This window comes from Silvimonas terrae (genome assembly GCF_014202765.1).
GTDB classification, from domain to species: Bacteria; Pseudomonadota; Gammaproteobacteria; order Burkholderiales; family Chitinibacteraceae; genus Silvimonas; species Silvimonas terrae.
The window spans coordinates 262,839-278,085 of sequence record NZ_JACHHN010000001.1 but is presented as its reverse complement, the minus strand read 5'-3'; the positions used below and the strand labels follow the sequence as shown (position 1 = coordinate 278,085).

General features: G+C 59.0%; 10 protein-coding genes. 6 read left to right on the top strand and 4 right to left on the bottom strand.

Features of this window, described 5'->3' with window-relative positions:
- Positions 1 to 28 precede the first annotated feature (28 nt).
- Positions 29 to 346: a nucleotide pyrophosphohydrolase gene (locus tag HNQ50_RS01155; protein WP_184096713.1), complete on the top strand. Its 318-nt coding sequence runs from the start codon at positions 29 to 31 to the stop codon at positions 344 to 346.
- Positions 347 to 689: 343 nt separating this feature from the next.
- On the opposite strand, the gene mscL is transcribed toward HNQ50_RS01155, so the two are convergent.
- The 4 genes from mscL to HNQ50_RS01135 all read right to left on the bottom strand — a co-directional run bounded on the left by mscL (position 690) and on the right by HNQ50_RS01135 (position 4,877).
- Positions 690 to 1,127, bottom strand: a complete 438-nt coding sequence (gene mscL / locus HNQ50_RS01150; protein ID WP_184096711.1) for a large conductance mechanosensitive channel protein MscL — start codon at positions 1,125 to 1,127, stop codon at positions 690 to 692.
- An 83-nt stretch (positions 1,128 to 1,210) separates the two neighbouring features.
- Positions 1,211 to 2,269: a 23S rRNA (cytidine(2498)-2'-O)-methyltransferase RlmM gene (gene rlmM, locus HNQ50_RS01145; RefSeq protein ID WP_184096709.1), complete on the bottom strand. Its 1,059-nt coding sequence runs from the start codon at positions 2,267 to 2,269 to the stop codon at positions 1,211 to 1,213.
- A 62-nt stretch (positions 2,270 to 2,331) separates the two neighbouring features.
- Complete coding sequence (locus HNQ50_RS01140) at positions 2,332 to 3,093, bottom strand: transmembrane-type terpene cyclase (RefSeq protein ID WP_184096707.1); 762 nt, start codon at positions 3,091 to 3,093, stop codon at positions 2,332 to 2,334.
- Between the two features lie 620 nt (positions 3,094 to 3,713).
- Positions 3,714 to 4,877, bottom strand: coding sequence for an oxygenase MpaB family protein (locus HNQ50_RS01135; protein WP_184096705.1), 1,164 nt, complete (start codon positions 4,875 to 4,877; stop codon positions 3,714 to 3,716).
- Positions 4,878 to 5,166: 289 nt separating this feature from the next.
- On the opposite strand from HNQ50_RS01135, the gene HNQ50_RS01130 reads away from it, so the two are divergent.
- From HNQ50_RS01130 to HNQ50_RS01110, 5 genes are all read left to right on the top strand, one after another.
- Complete coding sequence (locus HNQ50_RS01130) at positions 5,167 to 7,974, top strand: hybrid sensor histidine kinase/response regulator (RefSeq protein ID WP_184096703.1); 2,808 nt, start codon at positions 5,167 to 5,169, stop codon at positions 7,972 to 7,974.
- Between the two features lie 147 nt (positions 7,975 to 8,121).
- Positions 8,122 to 9,105: a ChbG/HpnK family deacetylase gene (locus HNQ50_RS01125; RefSeq protein ID WP_184096701.1), complete on the top strand. Its 984-nt coding sequence runs from the start codon at positions 8,122 to 8,124 to the stop codon at positions 9,103 to 9,105.
- 396 nt (positions 9,106 to 9,501) lie between these two features.
- Positions 9,502 to 10,572 (top strand): efflux RND transporter periplasmic adaptor subunit, encoded by a 1,071-nt coding sequence (locus HNQ50_RS01120; protein WP_221302938.1) that lies wholly within the window; start codon positions 9,502 to 9,504, stop codon positions 10,570 to 10,572.
- A 9-nt stretch (positions 10,573 to 10,581) separates the two neighbouring features.
- Positions 10,582 to 13,743: an efflux RND transporter permease subunit gene (locus HNQ50_RS01115; protein ID WP_184096699.1), complete on the top strand. Its 3,162-nt coding sequence runs from the start codon at positions 10,582 to 10,584 to the stop codon at positions 13,741 to 13,743.
- Positions 13,736 to 15,199 (top strand): efflux transporter outer membrane subunit, encoded by a 1,464-nt coding sequence (locus tag HNQ50_RS01110; protein WP_184096697.1) that lies wholly within the window; start codon positions 13,736 to 13,738, stop codon positions 15,197 to 15,199. The genes HNQ50_RS01115 and HNQ50_RS01110 overlap by 8 nt, the downstream gene beginning before the upstream one ends.
- Positions 15,200 to 15,247 lie beyond the last annotated feature (48 nt).

The window sequence follows — 15,247 nt, the reverse complement described above, 5'->3', positions numbered from 1 at the left end:
CAAGCCGCCTCAAATCAGGATTCGTTATATGGATTTACCCGCCCTGCAGCAGCAGCTCAGAGACTTTGTCGCCGCGCGTGACTGGGCCCGTTATCACACCCCCAAGAACCTGGTCATGGCCATGTCAGTGGAAATGGCCGAGCTGGTGGAGCACTTTCAGTGGCTGACGCCGGAAGAGTCTGTGGCGCTGGCGCAAGTCGACGCCAAACGCGATCTGGTCGAGCAGGAAATGGCCGACGTGCTGCTGTATATGCTGCAACTGGCGGACGTGATGAATGTGGATATTGAAGCGGCGATACTGCGCAAGATGAAGCTGAACGCCATCAAGCATCCACCGAAGGTGTGAGGTGTGAGGTGTGAGGTGTGAGGTGTGGCAGATGGTGTGGCCAGTTAACCCTTTCTGCACACCATCAATATCGTCATTCCGGCCTTGAGCCGGAATCCAGGGGACCGCCGAGGGACGCCCGCCGCAGGTGGGCTCTCACCGGCACTCCAACTCAGTGCCTGCGGCACAAACGTTTACACCTGGATTCCGGCTTTCGCCGGAATGACGAGTAAACGGGACGCACGCACCCACGTTCTGGTTCTGACTCAAGACCCACCGCGCAACGCCAGCCTCGTCACTCTATCCGCCCCAAAACAAAAAACCGGCGTTATGCCGGTTTTTTGTTTTGTCACGCATCCGCAGCTCAGTGTTTTTGCTGTTGCAGCAAATCCCGAATCTCGCGCAGCAGTTGCACGTCTTCCGGTGTCGCTGCCGGTGCCGCCGGCGCGGCTTCTTCTGCGCGCTTCATGCTGTTCAAGCCTTTGACCAGCAAGAACACCGCAAATGCCACGATCACAAAGCTGATGGCAATGTTGATGAAATTGCCGTAATTAAGTGTCACTGCACCGGCTTTCTGTGCGGCTTCCAGCGTGGCGTAGGGGCCGGGGGTTTTGTCACTTTCGCGCAGCAAGACATACAGATTGGTGAAGTCAACCTTGCCCAGAATCAGGCCAATCGGCGGCATGATGATGTCTTTGACCAGCGAATCCACAATCTTGCCAAAGGCCGCGCCAATGATCACACCCACGGCCAGATCAACCACATTACCGCGCATGGCAAATTCTTTGAATTCTTTCAACATATGCGCTTACCCTCAAATGAACGTGCAATGAATATGGCACAAAGCCTGCCAGGATGCTGACGGGCTGTCAATGTCGCCCCGTATTATCTGCCGCGCTTGTTACCCGCTTTTTGGCGGGCCAGAAAACAGGTGATTTCTTCCCGATCGTGGTACAGGTGTTTGGCCGTGAGCGTGTAGCGGATATCGGCAGCGCCCAGAATCTGGTCAATCAAGTCAAAACAACGCTCCACCTCGGTCCAGCGCTTCTTCATGGGCAGCTTCAGATTGAACACCGCCATGCGCGCCTGACCATGCGCCAGCCATTGCGCGATCAACTGCGCCACCCGGGCAGGTTGTTCAATCATGTCACACACCAGCCAGTCCACCGGGTTTTGCGGGCGGAACTTGAAGCCGTCGGTGCGCATGTGTTTGACGTTGGGGTGGATGGCCATATCGCCCTTCATGGGGCCGTTATCAATGGCGTATACCTTGATGCCGCGCGTGACCAACTGGTAAGTCCAGCCGCCCGGCGCAGCGCCCAGATCGACACCGGTCATACCGGGCTTGAGCAGGCTTTCGGCATCCGGCACCAGGGTCATGAAGGCTTCAGCCAGTTTCAGGGTAGAGCGGCTGGGTGCTTCGGCCGGCATGCGCACACGCGGAATACCCATGGGCCAGTCACTGGCCGCCAGGTTAGGGTCGACCGAGCAGATCAGCACCCGGTTCATGGATGGGAAAAACAGATGCAGCCGGTAGCGCGCGCTCTCGTCAATCAGATTGTTTTCTTGCAGCGCCTTGCGGGCAATATCGCCAAAACGGCGGCAAAAACCGGAGAGCGGTTTGCCTTCGTCCGAATCTGGATGCTCCAGCCAGACGTCATTGAACGCCGGCGTCTTGCCCGCCTTGAGCGCATCCACAATCGGGGTAAGACGGTCTTTGTCGCCCAATTGAACATCGGCCAGCACATAGAGCATCTGCCGGGCAAAGATCAATTCTTTGGCGGCGGGCGGGTTCGGGTCAGCCTCGCCGCCCTTACCTGGCTTGAACAAGGCAAAGCCAGGCGCGGTTTCCCAACCGCCGGTTTGACCGGAGCGGGCTTCCCACTCCTGACGGCAGTCATTTTCGAAACCGGCCCGGCAATAAAACAGCAGTGCGTGACGCATAGGAACCTGAGGCAAATCAATCAAAGACGCAGGATACCTGACTTGGCCTGGTTCCCAAAAACTCAGGCTACCGCTTGCAGGGGTGCTGCTGCCGTTTTGCTGGCGCGCAGACGCAAGAAATACACGCAATAAAACGCATCCAGCAGGGTCGCACCCGCGCACAACACCAGCAGGAAGACGTCTTTGGGGTAATGCATGACCATGAAGACCGACACCAGCAAGGTACCCAGACTACGCAACCAGGTAATGGTCCAGGCATATCCGACCGTGGAGGGTTGCTGCACCAGCAAAATCAGGCAAAGCACGCTGATAATGAACTGGCAGACATAAGCCGAGCGCGCACCAATGGGCGAATCGATGCCAGAAAGCGTCATGCCCCAGTACACGGCAATGAAGAACACCACGGTCGCGCAGACCACGGCGTTGTAATGGCGCTTGAAAAAGTCTGAGGTGAATTGCTCACGACCCAGTTTGAGCACCTGATGAAAGATAAACAGGTCAAACACCAGCCAGGCCCGATACGTCCACACCAGGAACACGCCCATATCGGTATGCAGCGGCACACCCCAGACAAACTCCCACGCCAGGTTACTGGCGGCGGCCAGTACGGCCATTTCCACCACGCGGTTGCGGTGGGCCTGCAGTAACACATAGGCGTAGGCCACAACCCACAGCAAACAACCAGCCGCGAAAACGGCCAGTTGCGGCATGGTGTAGATACTGCCGTCGATACTGACGGTGTTGAACAGGGCGGACGGGTCGTTTGCGCCGCTGGCGATGGCAATCATGATGCGCTCCGTGATGTGTATTTTATTAGTGGTCATACGCGCGCCTGATGGCGCGATGCCTGTTGCCAGGCGGTCTTTCGTTAGAACATCTTTTCTTGCGGCAGGCGCTGCTTGATGCGGCAGTCGGCAACTGCAGGCGGCGCGCTCCCTGGTTCGTCATTCCTGCGGAAGCGCGAATCCAGTACGGCCACCGCAGGTGGCCCTTTGCGATCCACCGTAGGGTGGATTCGGAGCGGTAGCGACAATCCACCAACTGCAGGCTTAAAACCTTGAACCGCTGTTAGCGCCTGACGGCGCGGTTGTTTTTGATACCGGCGGTGGCCGGAGCACCCTGATTTGCAGTACACATTTATCGTGCAACTTGCTTCGCCACCTCGGCGGCCCCAAAGAAAGCAGGCAAAGAAAGGCGACCCCAGCCTGCCCCTTGGTGGGTACCCCCACAAAGATGCCGGCATAGCAGATGACAGTTGCAGCGGGGTGGCGGCCCTCCGGGCTGCCCTCGGTTGGTCGGGAGCCCAAAGTCTCCCTCCACGCCCTCGGCGCTGGGCTTTAACGGGGAGGGAAAATCAAAAGCACCCCCAACCCCAACCCCAACATCAACATCAACATCAACATCAAAGCCTGGCGGTTATACGCCGGGCTTGTTTCATCCTGTTTTACGGCTGTATTTCCACATGCACTTGGGCCGGTGCGGGGCGGGTTACCGGGTGCAGCGGGGTATCCGGAATGCGGAACGGCGTCCCAGGGTCTGCGCTGGCCCAGTGTTTTTGCAGTCCTTCCATCAACACCTGGCTGTAGGCTTCAACAAAGCTTTGGGCGGTGTGGGAGCTATTTGCCAGTTTGCGTTTGATGCGGAACACCCAGCGCATCAGGTCAATCGCCCAGCTCCACCAGTGGGATTCTTGCAGTCCCAGGTATCCAGCAGATTGACGGCCCAGCAGCACGGCCATCAGGTCTGGCACAAGGCCGTGGGCGATTTCTGGTAATTGGGATTGCAAAAACTGCACGTGCGCCTGGGCTAGCTTGGCGCCTGCGGGGGACGGGCCAAAGTTGCGGCGTTCCAGCGCTTTCCAGAATTCGCGGGCGCTGGGGACGTCGTCGGGCATGGCGTTGGGGATAATGCCCAGCACCGTGCCGATGGTTTTCCACAGGTACAACTGGTCTTCTTCATCGTCTTTGCTCACGTCCACACCCAGGGTGCGCAGGCCTTCTACCGCCACGGTAGAGAACGCCAGCATGGTGCCGGCCAGTTCTTCCTGGTTGATCGGCATGCCCCATTGCTCGGGCCAGGCGGTTTGCGGCCAGCCGCGGGTGGCAAGGGCGAAATGGCGGATAGCGGCGTGCATCAGCCGTACTTTGCGGATGGTCAGCAACCCTTTGCCGCCGGCATCCAGACCACCCGGCTCGGCACTATTCAGAATAAAGCGCAGTGTTTCGGAGGCACGGCGTTCAAAACGGTTGGTCAACTGGCCGGTGGCGGCCAGCACTTGTGCCCCACCCTGCTTGCCGGCGTAGAGCACCGGCAGCGAGCGGCACATCAGGCTGACGCCAAACTGCAATCCGAAACGGGTAAAAAACTGCTGGGCGCGATGGATGCGGGCCATATCGACATCCGGCGGCAAGGTGCAGGTGGCATCCAGATAAGCCACCAGCGGCGCGGGCGTGTCGGCCGGCCAGGGTTGGTCCGTGTCCAGCCGGGCCAGTACGGCGTTGGCAGAAGCAACATCGCCGTGGGCAATCAGATGCCGGATACAATCGTCCGCCAAGGGGTCGGCAGTACGCTTGAATTCATCCAGCAGAGGGTTACTCCAGACTTGCATGACGATCCAATCCTGACGGGCTTTTAAAGCGCCAGATCATAGTTCCACTGTAAAAAAATAACAGCAGCGACATGGTTATGCGATGTAACCTGGCAACAAAAGAGACAAAAACGGGTGCTTTCGCATCACTTTCAGGACGAACGCGCGCGCGCTGGCGACAAATGCGTCGTTTGGCGTGATACTGCGCGACGGGCTGCTATAAATGCCAAAGTCATATCCAGACCCAGTCTTACATCATCAGCAGTCAGTCACACTGACAAAGCGCCGGACAGCGGGACATTCAAACAAAATGAGCACAAGGCCAGCACGCGGCGCCGGGACAAGCCGCATCGCCGCGTATCTGCTATTGCAGATGCTCTGCCTGCTTGTCTTTGCTTTGGGCGCTGCGCCAGCCGGCGCGATGAATGTCGATGCGGCCACCAACGGGGTTGAACTGGATGGCGAGCTGAAAATCTGGCGAGACCCTACGCGCTCCGCCAGCATCGATGAAGCTGACAAAGCTGCCAGTACCGGAAAATTTCATTCTCCCCATGGCCTGATGCGCTCACGAGGCTATAGCCGCGACGCCTGGTGGTTCCGTTTTGTGGTGCATAACGATAGCCCGCAAACCATCTATAGCCTGATCGAATATACCGATGGCCTGATTGGTAGTGTCACCTTGTATACGCGCCCGCTGGGCAGCAACGGGCCGTGGCAGCTACAGGCATTCAGAAACAGCCAGGGAGAAGAAAACCGCCCGCTCTCCACCATCCGCCCGGTGTTCCGCGAGCCACTGGCTGGTTTCCAGAGCAAAGAAGTCATGCTGCAGGTGGTGTTCAACGGCCACGACGATATCGCCGGTCCCATTTATTCGGATTTGCGTTTGTGGGGCGAGCAACCGTTTTTCCGCGCCAACAATCACGAGATGTTCCTCCTGGGGGGCATGATCGGCATCATGCTGCTGGTGGCGTTTGGCGCTATCACCGGCTTTGCCGCGACGCGGGACAAAGCGTTCCTGTATTACGGGCTCAACCTCGTGATGCTGACGATATCGTTCCACAGCGCCACCGGGGTCTGGCCCTTGTTGCTGTGGCACGGCTATTTCAGTTTCAAATTGCTGTTCTTTTGTAGCGGTATCTACTTTATTTGTGCGGCCCAGTTTGTGCGGCATTACCTGCAAGTCTCGCGGTTTTCGCCCTGGCTGGATCGCGCACTGCTGTGTATTGTCGCCATTGGCGCCGTCAGCAGCGTGGCGGCGTTGCTCGACCGCGAACAGTTCGCGCTGGAAGCGCTCAATATCGGCGGCATTGGTTTTCTGATCTACATTGCGGCCAGTATCGCGGCCATCCGCAATCGCGTGCCGGGCGCCAAGCTGTTTCTGGCGGCCTGGGCCACCTATTCGGTCTCGCTCACCGTCACCTGGGGCTTGCGGGACTACGGCCTGATTGAACATGACGCGTTCAGTTACCGCTTTATCTTTATCGGCATCATCATCGAGATCATGCTGTTCAGCGTGGCGATGGCACTGCGGGTGCGCGAACTGCGCCGCCGCAAAGAGGCCGCAGAATCCGCTTACCGCCTGCATCTGATTGCCGAGGCTGAGCGGCTGGAATCTTTGGTGGCGCAGCGCACCGCAGAACTGGAAACCGCGCGCAGTCAGGCAGAAACCGCCAATCACGCCAAGACCACCTTCCTGGCGCATGTCAGCCACGAAATCCGTACGCCACTCACCGCCATTCTGGGTTACGTGGAGCGCCTGTCAGACGAGCGCGACCTGAACCCGCATCAGGCGCAATGGCTCTCGCACATTGGCGATAGCAGTGAATATCTGTTGAGCCTGATCGGCAATGTACTGGATGTGAGCAAGCTGGAAGCCGGCCACATCAAACTGTACGAAACGCCCATGTCGATGGCGGCGCTGGTGCGACAACTGCACGGTCTGTTTCACGAACAAGCCGCCCGCAAGGGCGTGGCCTTTGAAATCATCGCCCCGGATCAGGGCTGGTTCCGGCTGGATGCCGGCAAGTGGCGGCAGATTCTGGTCAACCTGGTGGGCAACGCCATCAAGCTGACGGAAGAAGGCAAGGTCGCCATACACCTGGCGCATGAAGCGCGTGCCGGCCAGGGACACTGGCTGGTGGCCAAGGTGATCGACACCGGCCCGGGTATCGCCACCAAAGATATCGAAATGATTTTTGCCCCGTTTGAACAGGCCGCAGCGGGCCGCCGGGTGGGCGGCGCGGGCCTGGGCTTGTCCATCTGCCGGGACTTCACTCACTTGATGGGCGGGCATATTGAACTGGACAGCACGCCAGGTCAGGGCGCGACCTTTACCGTCAATGTGCCGGTCACGCCGGCCCAACCGGTCCATGAATCCGGCCACCAGGATTGGCAAGGTGTATTGAGCGGCCGCACGGTGCTGATTGCAGAAGACCAGCCGCTGAACCGGGACCTCTTGAGCGATATTCTGCTGCGTGCGGGCGCCAACGTCATCAGCGCGGAAGACGGGATTGAGGCCATGGGCATCTGGCGCGCCAACGAGCGCATCGACATCATTCTGGCGGACTTCCACATGCCGTTCATGAACGGCGTGCGTCTGGCGCAAAGCCTGCGCAAACTGGGTTACAAAGGCCAGTATCTGCTGGTCAGCGCCGGTCACTCGCCCGATGCCGAACACCTCGCCGCCAGCGGTGTGGACGGCTGGGTCACCAAACCTTTTACCCGCGACCAGTTACTCCGCGCCTTGATGGAAAAAAACCCTGCCCCACTGCAAACCCAGCTCCCCGCCACGCTGGAAGAAGCCGCCGCAGCCATGGGTTACACGCTGGAAAAGGCCATCCCCTTTGCCCAGCGCGGTCTGGACCGGATTACCGTGCTGCTGCAAACCCTGGCAGACGAAGAAACCTTGCAAGATCGTAGCCGGCACGCCCACAGCGCCAAGGGCATTGCGGGCCAGATCGGCATGCTCAAACTGATGCGTGCGCTGGAAGCGCTGGAACAAACGCCAGAGGCCATGCAACTGGCAGTGGCCCAGCTGGAACTGGCCGCAGCATGTGCCATTGTGTTGCGCCGTGCCCGTCAGCTGGCTGCGGAACCGCTGAACGACGGGGCAGGCTGACCCGGTCGGGGCCTTGTGATCCACGCAACACCCTGCCGGTATCGAATGTTGTCTGCGACAACTTGTTGCTATGCTGGGCGTGCTTCAGCCAGCAGACCCGTTTTGAACGGGTTGATGTAAACAAGTTATTGCAACGGTGGTACAGCCATGGGTGTCTCTTTGTTGTCGGCGCGTTACTGGATGCTGGGGGCCGGCATTCTGGCCGGACTAACGTTGAGCCTCCCCGCTCGCGCCACCCCGCTGGGCAGTTGCCTCGGTTACAAGCCGCAAGACAAGGTGGTGATTGTCGAAGCCACCGATGTTGGCATGCAGCCCGATATCGATGCCGCCGCGTTTGAACTCATCGACAGCGGCAGCATCCAGACGGTGGCTTTGCTGCCCACCGGCAACAATTTTAGCAGCGCCGCCCAGCGCGCTATATCCCTCAAGATGACCGTCGGTATCACCCTGGCGCTGACCAACGAGAATCAGGACAAGCTGCCGTGGCGTGGCGTCTTGCCGCGTACCAGCGTGCCCTCGCTCTACAACAGCCGTGGCAATCTGTGGCGCACGCCGGCAGAACTGGCCCAACACGCTACCGAAATTGATGTCCGTCTGGAACTGGCGGCACAAATCGCCAAAGCGCGCGATTCCGGAGTCAGCATCAGTCACCTGGAACCCCGCAGCGCATTCTGGCGTGCCAGCCCCATGCTCACCCGGGTATATCTGGAACTGGCCCGGCAAAGCGGTTACGCCATGATCACCACGCTGGGCGACATGCCGCTGGATCGCCAACAGGCGCTGAACCGCAACGGCCAGCGCGCCGGCATCATCACCCCGGACACGGCCAGCAGCTTGCCCGCCGGCAGTCTGACCGAACGCGGGGACGAATACGCCGCATTGCTGCGGCGCATGCCCGCCGGCATCAACGTGTTGTTCATCCGACCGGCTTTGGGCACCCCCGCCGCCAAAGCCACCCTGGCTGATCTGGCGCTGCGTCAGGCCGATTACGCCGCCTGGAGTGATGCGGATTTACAAAAGTCGGCCCTGCGTGACCGCATCCGTTTCTCTGGTTTCGGTTCCTTGCAACTATTGCAAGACAAGGTCAACAACGATACTGATGAATGCCTGATGCAGGCTTTTAATCAGTAGCTTATCTTCGTTTTTCACTGCGCCTTTACATACCACGCCCTGAAATCATGACAGATAGGGTTTGCCTGAAAACAAATTCAAGCAAGCAATCTTGCGTGACTCCATCAAGTGCTGATTTTCTGACCTATATATAAATGCAAACACATTCCATCCCGCTCCGGGTGGAACAGTTTAATACCGCGCTTTTATATAAATCAGCCAGGCGAAGCTGCAATCCGGCTTGTTATCAGACAAAGAACAACGCCGTACCAGCTCTTCGTCAAAGAGGGGATATCCGTGTTTTCCGGTCGCGTGCTGCCTGCTTGCATTCCACTTGCTCTTGCCCTTTCTGTTGCCCTTTCTGGCTGCGATAAAAAAGCAGCCGCGCCCCAACAACCTCCGCCCAAAGTCTCGGTCATGCAAATCCAGCCGCATGACATTGAAACCACATTTGAAATCGTCGGCCAGACTGCGGGCTACCGGCAAATTGAGGTGCGCGCGCGGGTAGAAGGCATTTTGCTCAAGCGCGAATACACGGAAGGCAAGCCGGTCAAAGCCGGCCAGTTGATGTTCCAGATCGATCCGGCGACCTACAAGGCCGCGCTGGATCAAGCTGTGGGTGTCGAAGCTCAGGCTAAAGCCGCCCTGGATAAAGCCACCGCCGACCGCGACCGGATCATCCCGCTGTACAAGGAAAACGCGGTCTCCCGCAAAGATTACGACGACGCCATGTCCGCGTATGACTCTGCCATTGCCAATCTGGCATCGGCCAAAGCCAAGACGGAAGAGGCCCGCATCAACCTGGGCTACACCAGCGTGGTCGCTCCGATTGATGGCATGGCCAGCAAGCTCAATTTCTCTGAAGGCAGTTTGGTGTCACCCTCCGCGAATGGCGGTTTGCTGACCACCATCAACCAGCTCGACCCTTTGTACGCCAATTTCTCTTACTCGGAATCAGACAAGCTGCTGCTGCAACAGCAAGCACAGCGTGGCGAGGTCGTGCTCCCTGCGGGCCAGCGTTTCCCGGTCAAGCTGCGGCTGGCCGACGGCACCCTGTACGACCGCTCCGGCACCATCGATTTTTCTGACAGCAAGGTGGATACCACCACCGGCACCATCAGCGCGCGCGCCATCATCCCCAACCCGCAAGGCAAATTGCTGCCTGGCCAGTTTGTACGGGTATTGGTGGGCGGCATCATCCACAAAAATGCACTGCTGATTCCGCAGCGCGCCGTTGTCCAGATTCAGGCAGATAAAGCGGTACTGGTCGTCAATGACAAGAACGTGGTCGAGCCGCGTGTCGTCCAGTTGGGTGACACCTATGGCACCAATGTACTGGTCGCCAGCGGCATGAAAGGCGGTGAACGCATTGTCGTGGAAGGCGTGCTCAAGGCGCGGCCTGGCTCCCCGGTTGATCCGGTGACCGCCAGCGACGTGGCCGCCGCCGATGCCCCCGCCGCGGTTGCCCACACCAACGACGCCCAGTAAGGAGCGGTCATGTTCTCAAAGTTCTTTATTGAACGGCCGGTCTTTGCCAGCGTCATTTCCATCATCATTGTGCTGGCGGGTCTGGTCTCGATGAAGGCGTTGCCGATCGAGCAATATCCGCAGATCGTGCCGCCAGTTGTCACCGTCACCGCTAACTACCCGGGCGCCTCTCCACAGGTGATTGCAGAAACCGTTGCCGCCCCGATCGAGCAGCAGGTCAACGGTGTCGAAAGCATGCTGTACATGCAATCGTCGGCGGCCTCCAACGGTGCCATGACGTTGAACGTCTACTTTGCCATTGGTACTGACCCCGACCAGGCCACCATCAACACCAATAACCGCGTGCAAGCGGCCATGGCGCAGTTGCCGCAGGAAGTACAACGGCAAGGCGTGACGGTGAAGAAAAAATCCACGTCCATCCTGGCCTTTGTGACGCTGGATTCCACCAACGGCGCGCAAGATGCGCTGTTCCTGTCCAACTACGCCACGCTTAACGTCGTAGATGAAATCAAGCGGATTCCCGGCATTGGTGATGTCTCCATCATCGGTAGCGGCGATTACGCCATGCGCGTGTGGTTGCGGCCAGACAAGGTGGCGCAGTTGGGGCTGACCCCGACGGATGTGCAGAACGCCATTTCCGAACAGAACCAGCAGTTTTCTGCCGGCAAGATTGGTGCCGAACCGAGCGACCCCGCACGCCCGCAGGAATTTACCTATACCGCGACAGCCAAAGGTCGTTTGTCGACGGTGAAAGAGTTTGAAGACATCATCGTCCGCGCCAATCCGGATGGCTCGCAAACCCGCGTCAAAGATATTGCGCGGGTGGAGTTGAGTTCCAACGCCTATGACGTGGTGGCCAAACACAACGGCAAACCTACCGTCGGGATTGCGCTGTACTTGCAGCCTGGCGCCAACGCGCTGAAAACGATCGAAGCCGTGCGCGCCAAGATGGAAGAACTCAAGGTGCGCTTTCCGCATGGCATGACATATGGCATTCCGTATGACACCACCACCTTCGTGAAGATTTCGGTCGAAGAAGTGGTTCATACCCTGTTTGAAGCCATCTTGCTGGTGTTTGTGGTGGTCTATGTATTCCTGCAGAACGCCCGCGCCACGCTGATTCCCTGCCTGGCCGTACCGGTGTCCTTGATCGGGACCTTTGCCGGCATGGAGGCGCTGGGATTCTCCATCAACCTCTTGACCCTGTTCGGGATGGTGCTGGCGATCGGTATCGTCGTGGATGACGCGATCGTGGTGCTGGAAAACGTTGAGCGGATCATGAGCACCGAGCGGCTTTCGCCCAAGGATGCGGCCATCAAGGCGATGGAAGAAGTATCCGGGCCGGTGGTAGCCATTGTGCTGGTGCTCTGCTCCGTGTTCCTGCCGGTGGCCTTTATGGGCGGCATGACAGGCGTGATGTACAAACAGTTTGCGGTGACCATTGCGGTTTCGGTGGTGATCTCCGGCCTCGTTGCGCTGACCCTCACCCCTGCCCTGTGCGCGTTGATCCTTAAACCCACACATCATGAGCCCAACCGTTTCTTCCGCGCCTTCAACAGCGGTTTTGACAAGATGACGAGCAAGTACGTGGGCGGTGTTGCGTTCCTCAATCGCCGCGTCGGGATTGCGTTTCTCATCTTCGGGGCCATGATCGTCAGCCTGTTGCTGCTGTTCAAGACCGTCCCCGGGGGTCTGGTGCCGGATGAGGATCAAGGCTATCTCATGGTCATCCCGATCATGCCGGATGCCGCCTCGTTGAGCCGGACCGAAGCCGTGACCGCGCAACTTGATGCGGCCATGACCAAAAACAAAAATGTGGCGGAGACACTGACCTTCTCCGGCTTTGACTTGCTTTCCAGCACCTATCGCTCCAATGGCGCAGCGGCATTCGTCACCCTGGCAGACTGGAAAGATCGCCAGGGCGAAGGTGAGGATTCTTTCTCGCTGGCGCACAAGGTCATGATTGCGGGCTCGCGGATTCGCGATGCCGTGGTGCTGGCGTTCAACCCGCCCCCCATTACCGGCATGTCCACCACCGGGGGTCTGGAAGCGTATATCCAGAGCCGTGGTACGACAGACCCGGCGGCGATTCAACAAGCCATCCAGTCTTATCTGGAAGCCGCCAAAAAGCGTCCGGAGTTCTCTGCGGTGAGCACCACCTACCGTGCCACGGTACCGCAAGTATTCTTTGATCTGGACCGCGACAAAGCCAAAACGCTGGGCGTGCCCGTCAATCAGGTTTTCAACACGATTGCCGCGACGTTTGGTGCGCAGTACGTCAACGACTTCAACATCTTTGGCCGCACCTACAAGGTACAACTGCAATCGGATGCCGCCTTCCGTTCTTCGGCGGACGATATGCGCAACGTCTATGTCCGTTCTGCCAGCGGACAGATGATCCCGCTCTCCGCCATGGTCACGGTCAAACCGGTGGTAGGTCCGGAACTGGTGGAGCGCTTCAATGTGTTCTCTGCCGGCAAGGTCATGCTGACCCCGGCGGCGGGGTACTCCACCGGCCAGGCCATTGCGGCGGCAGAAGAAGTGGCCGAATCAGTCCTGACCAGTGACTTCACGCTGACCTGGATGGGCAGTGCCTACCAGGAAAAGCTGGCTGGTGGCACCTCCGCGCAAGCGTTCATCTTCGGGATCATCATGGTGTTCCTGATCCTGGCCGCGCAGTACGAACGCTGGACCTTGCCGATCGCGGTCGTGACCGCCGTGCCATTTGGCTTGTTTGGTGCTCTGCTGGCCGTGTGGCTGGTGGGCTTGAACAACGATGTTTACTTCCAGATTGGCCTTGTGACACTGATCGGCCTGGCGGCGAAAAACGCCATCCTGATTGTGGAATTCGCGGTAGAAAAACACCACGAGGGATTGTCATTGTATGACGCGGCCATTGAGGCTTCCCGCCTGCGCTTCCGGCCTATCGTCATGACCTCGCTGGCGTTCATTCTGGGTTGCGTACCGCTGGTGACCTCCAGCGGTGCGGGCTCGGCCAGCCGCCATTCCATCGGTACTGGCGTGATCGGCGGCATGCTGGCCGCCACCTGCATTGCCACCTTCTTTGTGCCGCTGTTTTTCCGCCTGATCATGGGCTTGGGCAGCAAGAAAGCCAAAAAGGAAGACCCACCAGCACCAGCCCTGGAACATCAGGGGGTTGATCATGAATAAGCCAACCACATTGTTTGTAACCCCGCGCCGCGCGCTGATCGCAGCCTTGCTTGCCCTCACCCTGCCCGGCTGCGCTTTTATGCAGCCCGACAAGACTGCGCCGGCCACAGAATTGCCCGCCGCAGAGCGTATGCAAAGTGATGCCGGCTGGATCGACAATCACTGGTGGGACCAGTTTGGCGATCCGCTGCTGGCGCAATTGATCCAGACCGCACGCACCAACAACCAGAATCTGGCCCAGGCCGTGGCGCGGGTTGATCAGGCCCGCGCTGTGGTGGGGATCAATTCTTCGGCGCAATTTCCGCAGCTTGATCTGCAAGGTGCCGGCGCCAAACAAAAGGTCTCCGGCAAAGGGCCGCAAGCTACGCTGGGTACGTATACCGACTATCAACTGGCCGCTGCAGCCAGTTGGGAGCTGGATATCTGGGGCCGTCTGGCCAATCTGACCGAAGGCGCACGCCGTGATTTGATGGCCGCCGAGTACAACCGGGATGCCGTGTCGCTGGCGCTGGATGCCGAAGTGGCACAAACGTACTTCAACTTGATCGCACTGGATGGCCAGTTGCAGATTGCACGCGACACCATTCAGTCCCGCGTGGAAAGCTACGACCTGCAAACCAAGCGTTTCAAGGGCGGCTTGATCTCCGAGCTGGATGTCCGCCAGTCAGAAGCCGAGTTGAATACCGCCCAGGCCGCAGAACCCAACCTGGTGGGCGAGATTGCGCAGACTGAATCTGCACTGGCGGTATTACTGGGTGAAACGCCGCAGCAGATTATCGAAACCCTGCCCGAGCGCGGCAAACGCATTGACGAGATTGGCCATCCACCCGTCATCCCCTCTGGTTTGCCGTCAGACCTGTTGCTGCGCCGGCCGGATATCCAGCAGGCAGAAGCCACGCTGATCGGGGCACGGGCACGGGTGGAAGCCGCCCGGGCGGCGTATTTCCCCACCATCAGCCTGACCGGGCTGGCGGGGGTGGAAAGCCTGGCGTTTGGTGATCTCTTCACCGGGGCCGCCAAGACCTGGTCCTTTGCCGGCAACCTGGGCATGCCCTTGTTCAATGGCGGGCTGACCGCCGCGCAGGTTGATCAGGCGCGTGGCATAGAACGGGAAGCACTGGCGGTCTATCGGGGTACGGTGCAAAGCGCCTTTGGTGATGTACGCGCCGCGCTGGTGGTAAATGACCAGGCGGCCAAAGCCACAGAAGCGCTGCGCAACAAAGTCCAGGCCCTGACCCGGCAATTGCGCCTGGCAAACCTGCGCTATGACAACGGGTATTCCAGCTATCTGGACGTGCTCGATACCGAGCGCAATCTGTTTGATGCGCGCTTGTCCTTAGTCCAGGCGCAACTGGCAGAACTCAATGATCGGGTGTCCCTGTACAAGGCAGTGGGCGGGGGCTGGCGTCTGGCCGCAGACCAAAGCGCCAGTGCTGCGCAAAAAACCACAAACTGATCTTTGCCAAGCGCAAACACCAGCCATCCAGTCTGGTGTTTGCGCCTC

Bases quoted from the DNA above. Each gene is read 5' to 3' on its own strand.
- HNQ50_RS01155 (WP_184096713.1), top strand. From the start codon at position 29: ATGGATTTACCCGCCCTGCAGCAGCAGCTCAGAGACTTTGTCGCCGCG.
- mscL (WP_184096711.1), bottom strand. From the start codon at position 1,127: ATGTTGAAAGAATTCAAAGAATTTGCCATGCGCGGTAATGTGGTTGAT.
- rlmM (WP_184096709.1), bottom strand. From the start codon at position 2,269: ATGCGTCACGCACTGCTGTTTTATTGCCGGGCCGGTTTCGAAAATGAC.
- HNQ50_RS01140 (WP_184096707.1), bottom strand. From the start codon at position 3,093: ATGACCACTAATAAAATACACATCACGGAGCGCATCATGATTGCCATC.
- HNQ50_RS01135 (WP_184096705.1), bottom strand. From the start codon at position 4,877: ATGCAAGTCTGGAGTAACCCTCTGCTGGATGAATTCAAGCGTACTGCC.
- HNQ50_RS01130 (WP_184096703.1), top strand. From the start codon at position 5,167: ATGAGCACAAGGCCAGCACGCGGCGCCGGGACAAGCCGCATCGCCGCG.
- HNQ50_RS01125 (WP_184096701.1), top strand. From the start codon at position 8,122: ATGGGTGTCTCTTTGTTGTCGGCGCGTTACTGGATGCTGGGGGCCGGC.
- HNQ50_RS01120 (WP_221302938.1), top strand. From the start codon at position 9,502: ATGCAAATCCAGCCGCATGACATTGAAACCACATTTGAAATCGTCGGC.
- HNQ50_RS01115 (WP_184096699.1), top strand. From the start codon at position 10,582: ATGTTCTCAAAGTTCTTTATTGAACGGCCGGTCTTTGCCAGCGTCATT.
- HNQ50_RS01110 (WP_184096697.1), top strand. From the start codon at position 13,736: ATGAATAAGCCAACCACATTGTTTGTAACCCCGCGCCGCGCGCTGATC.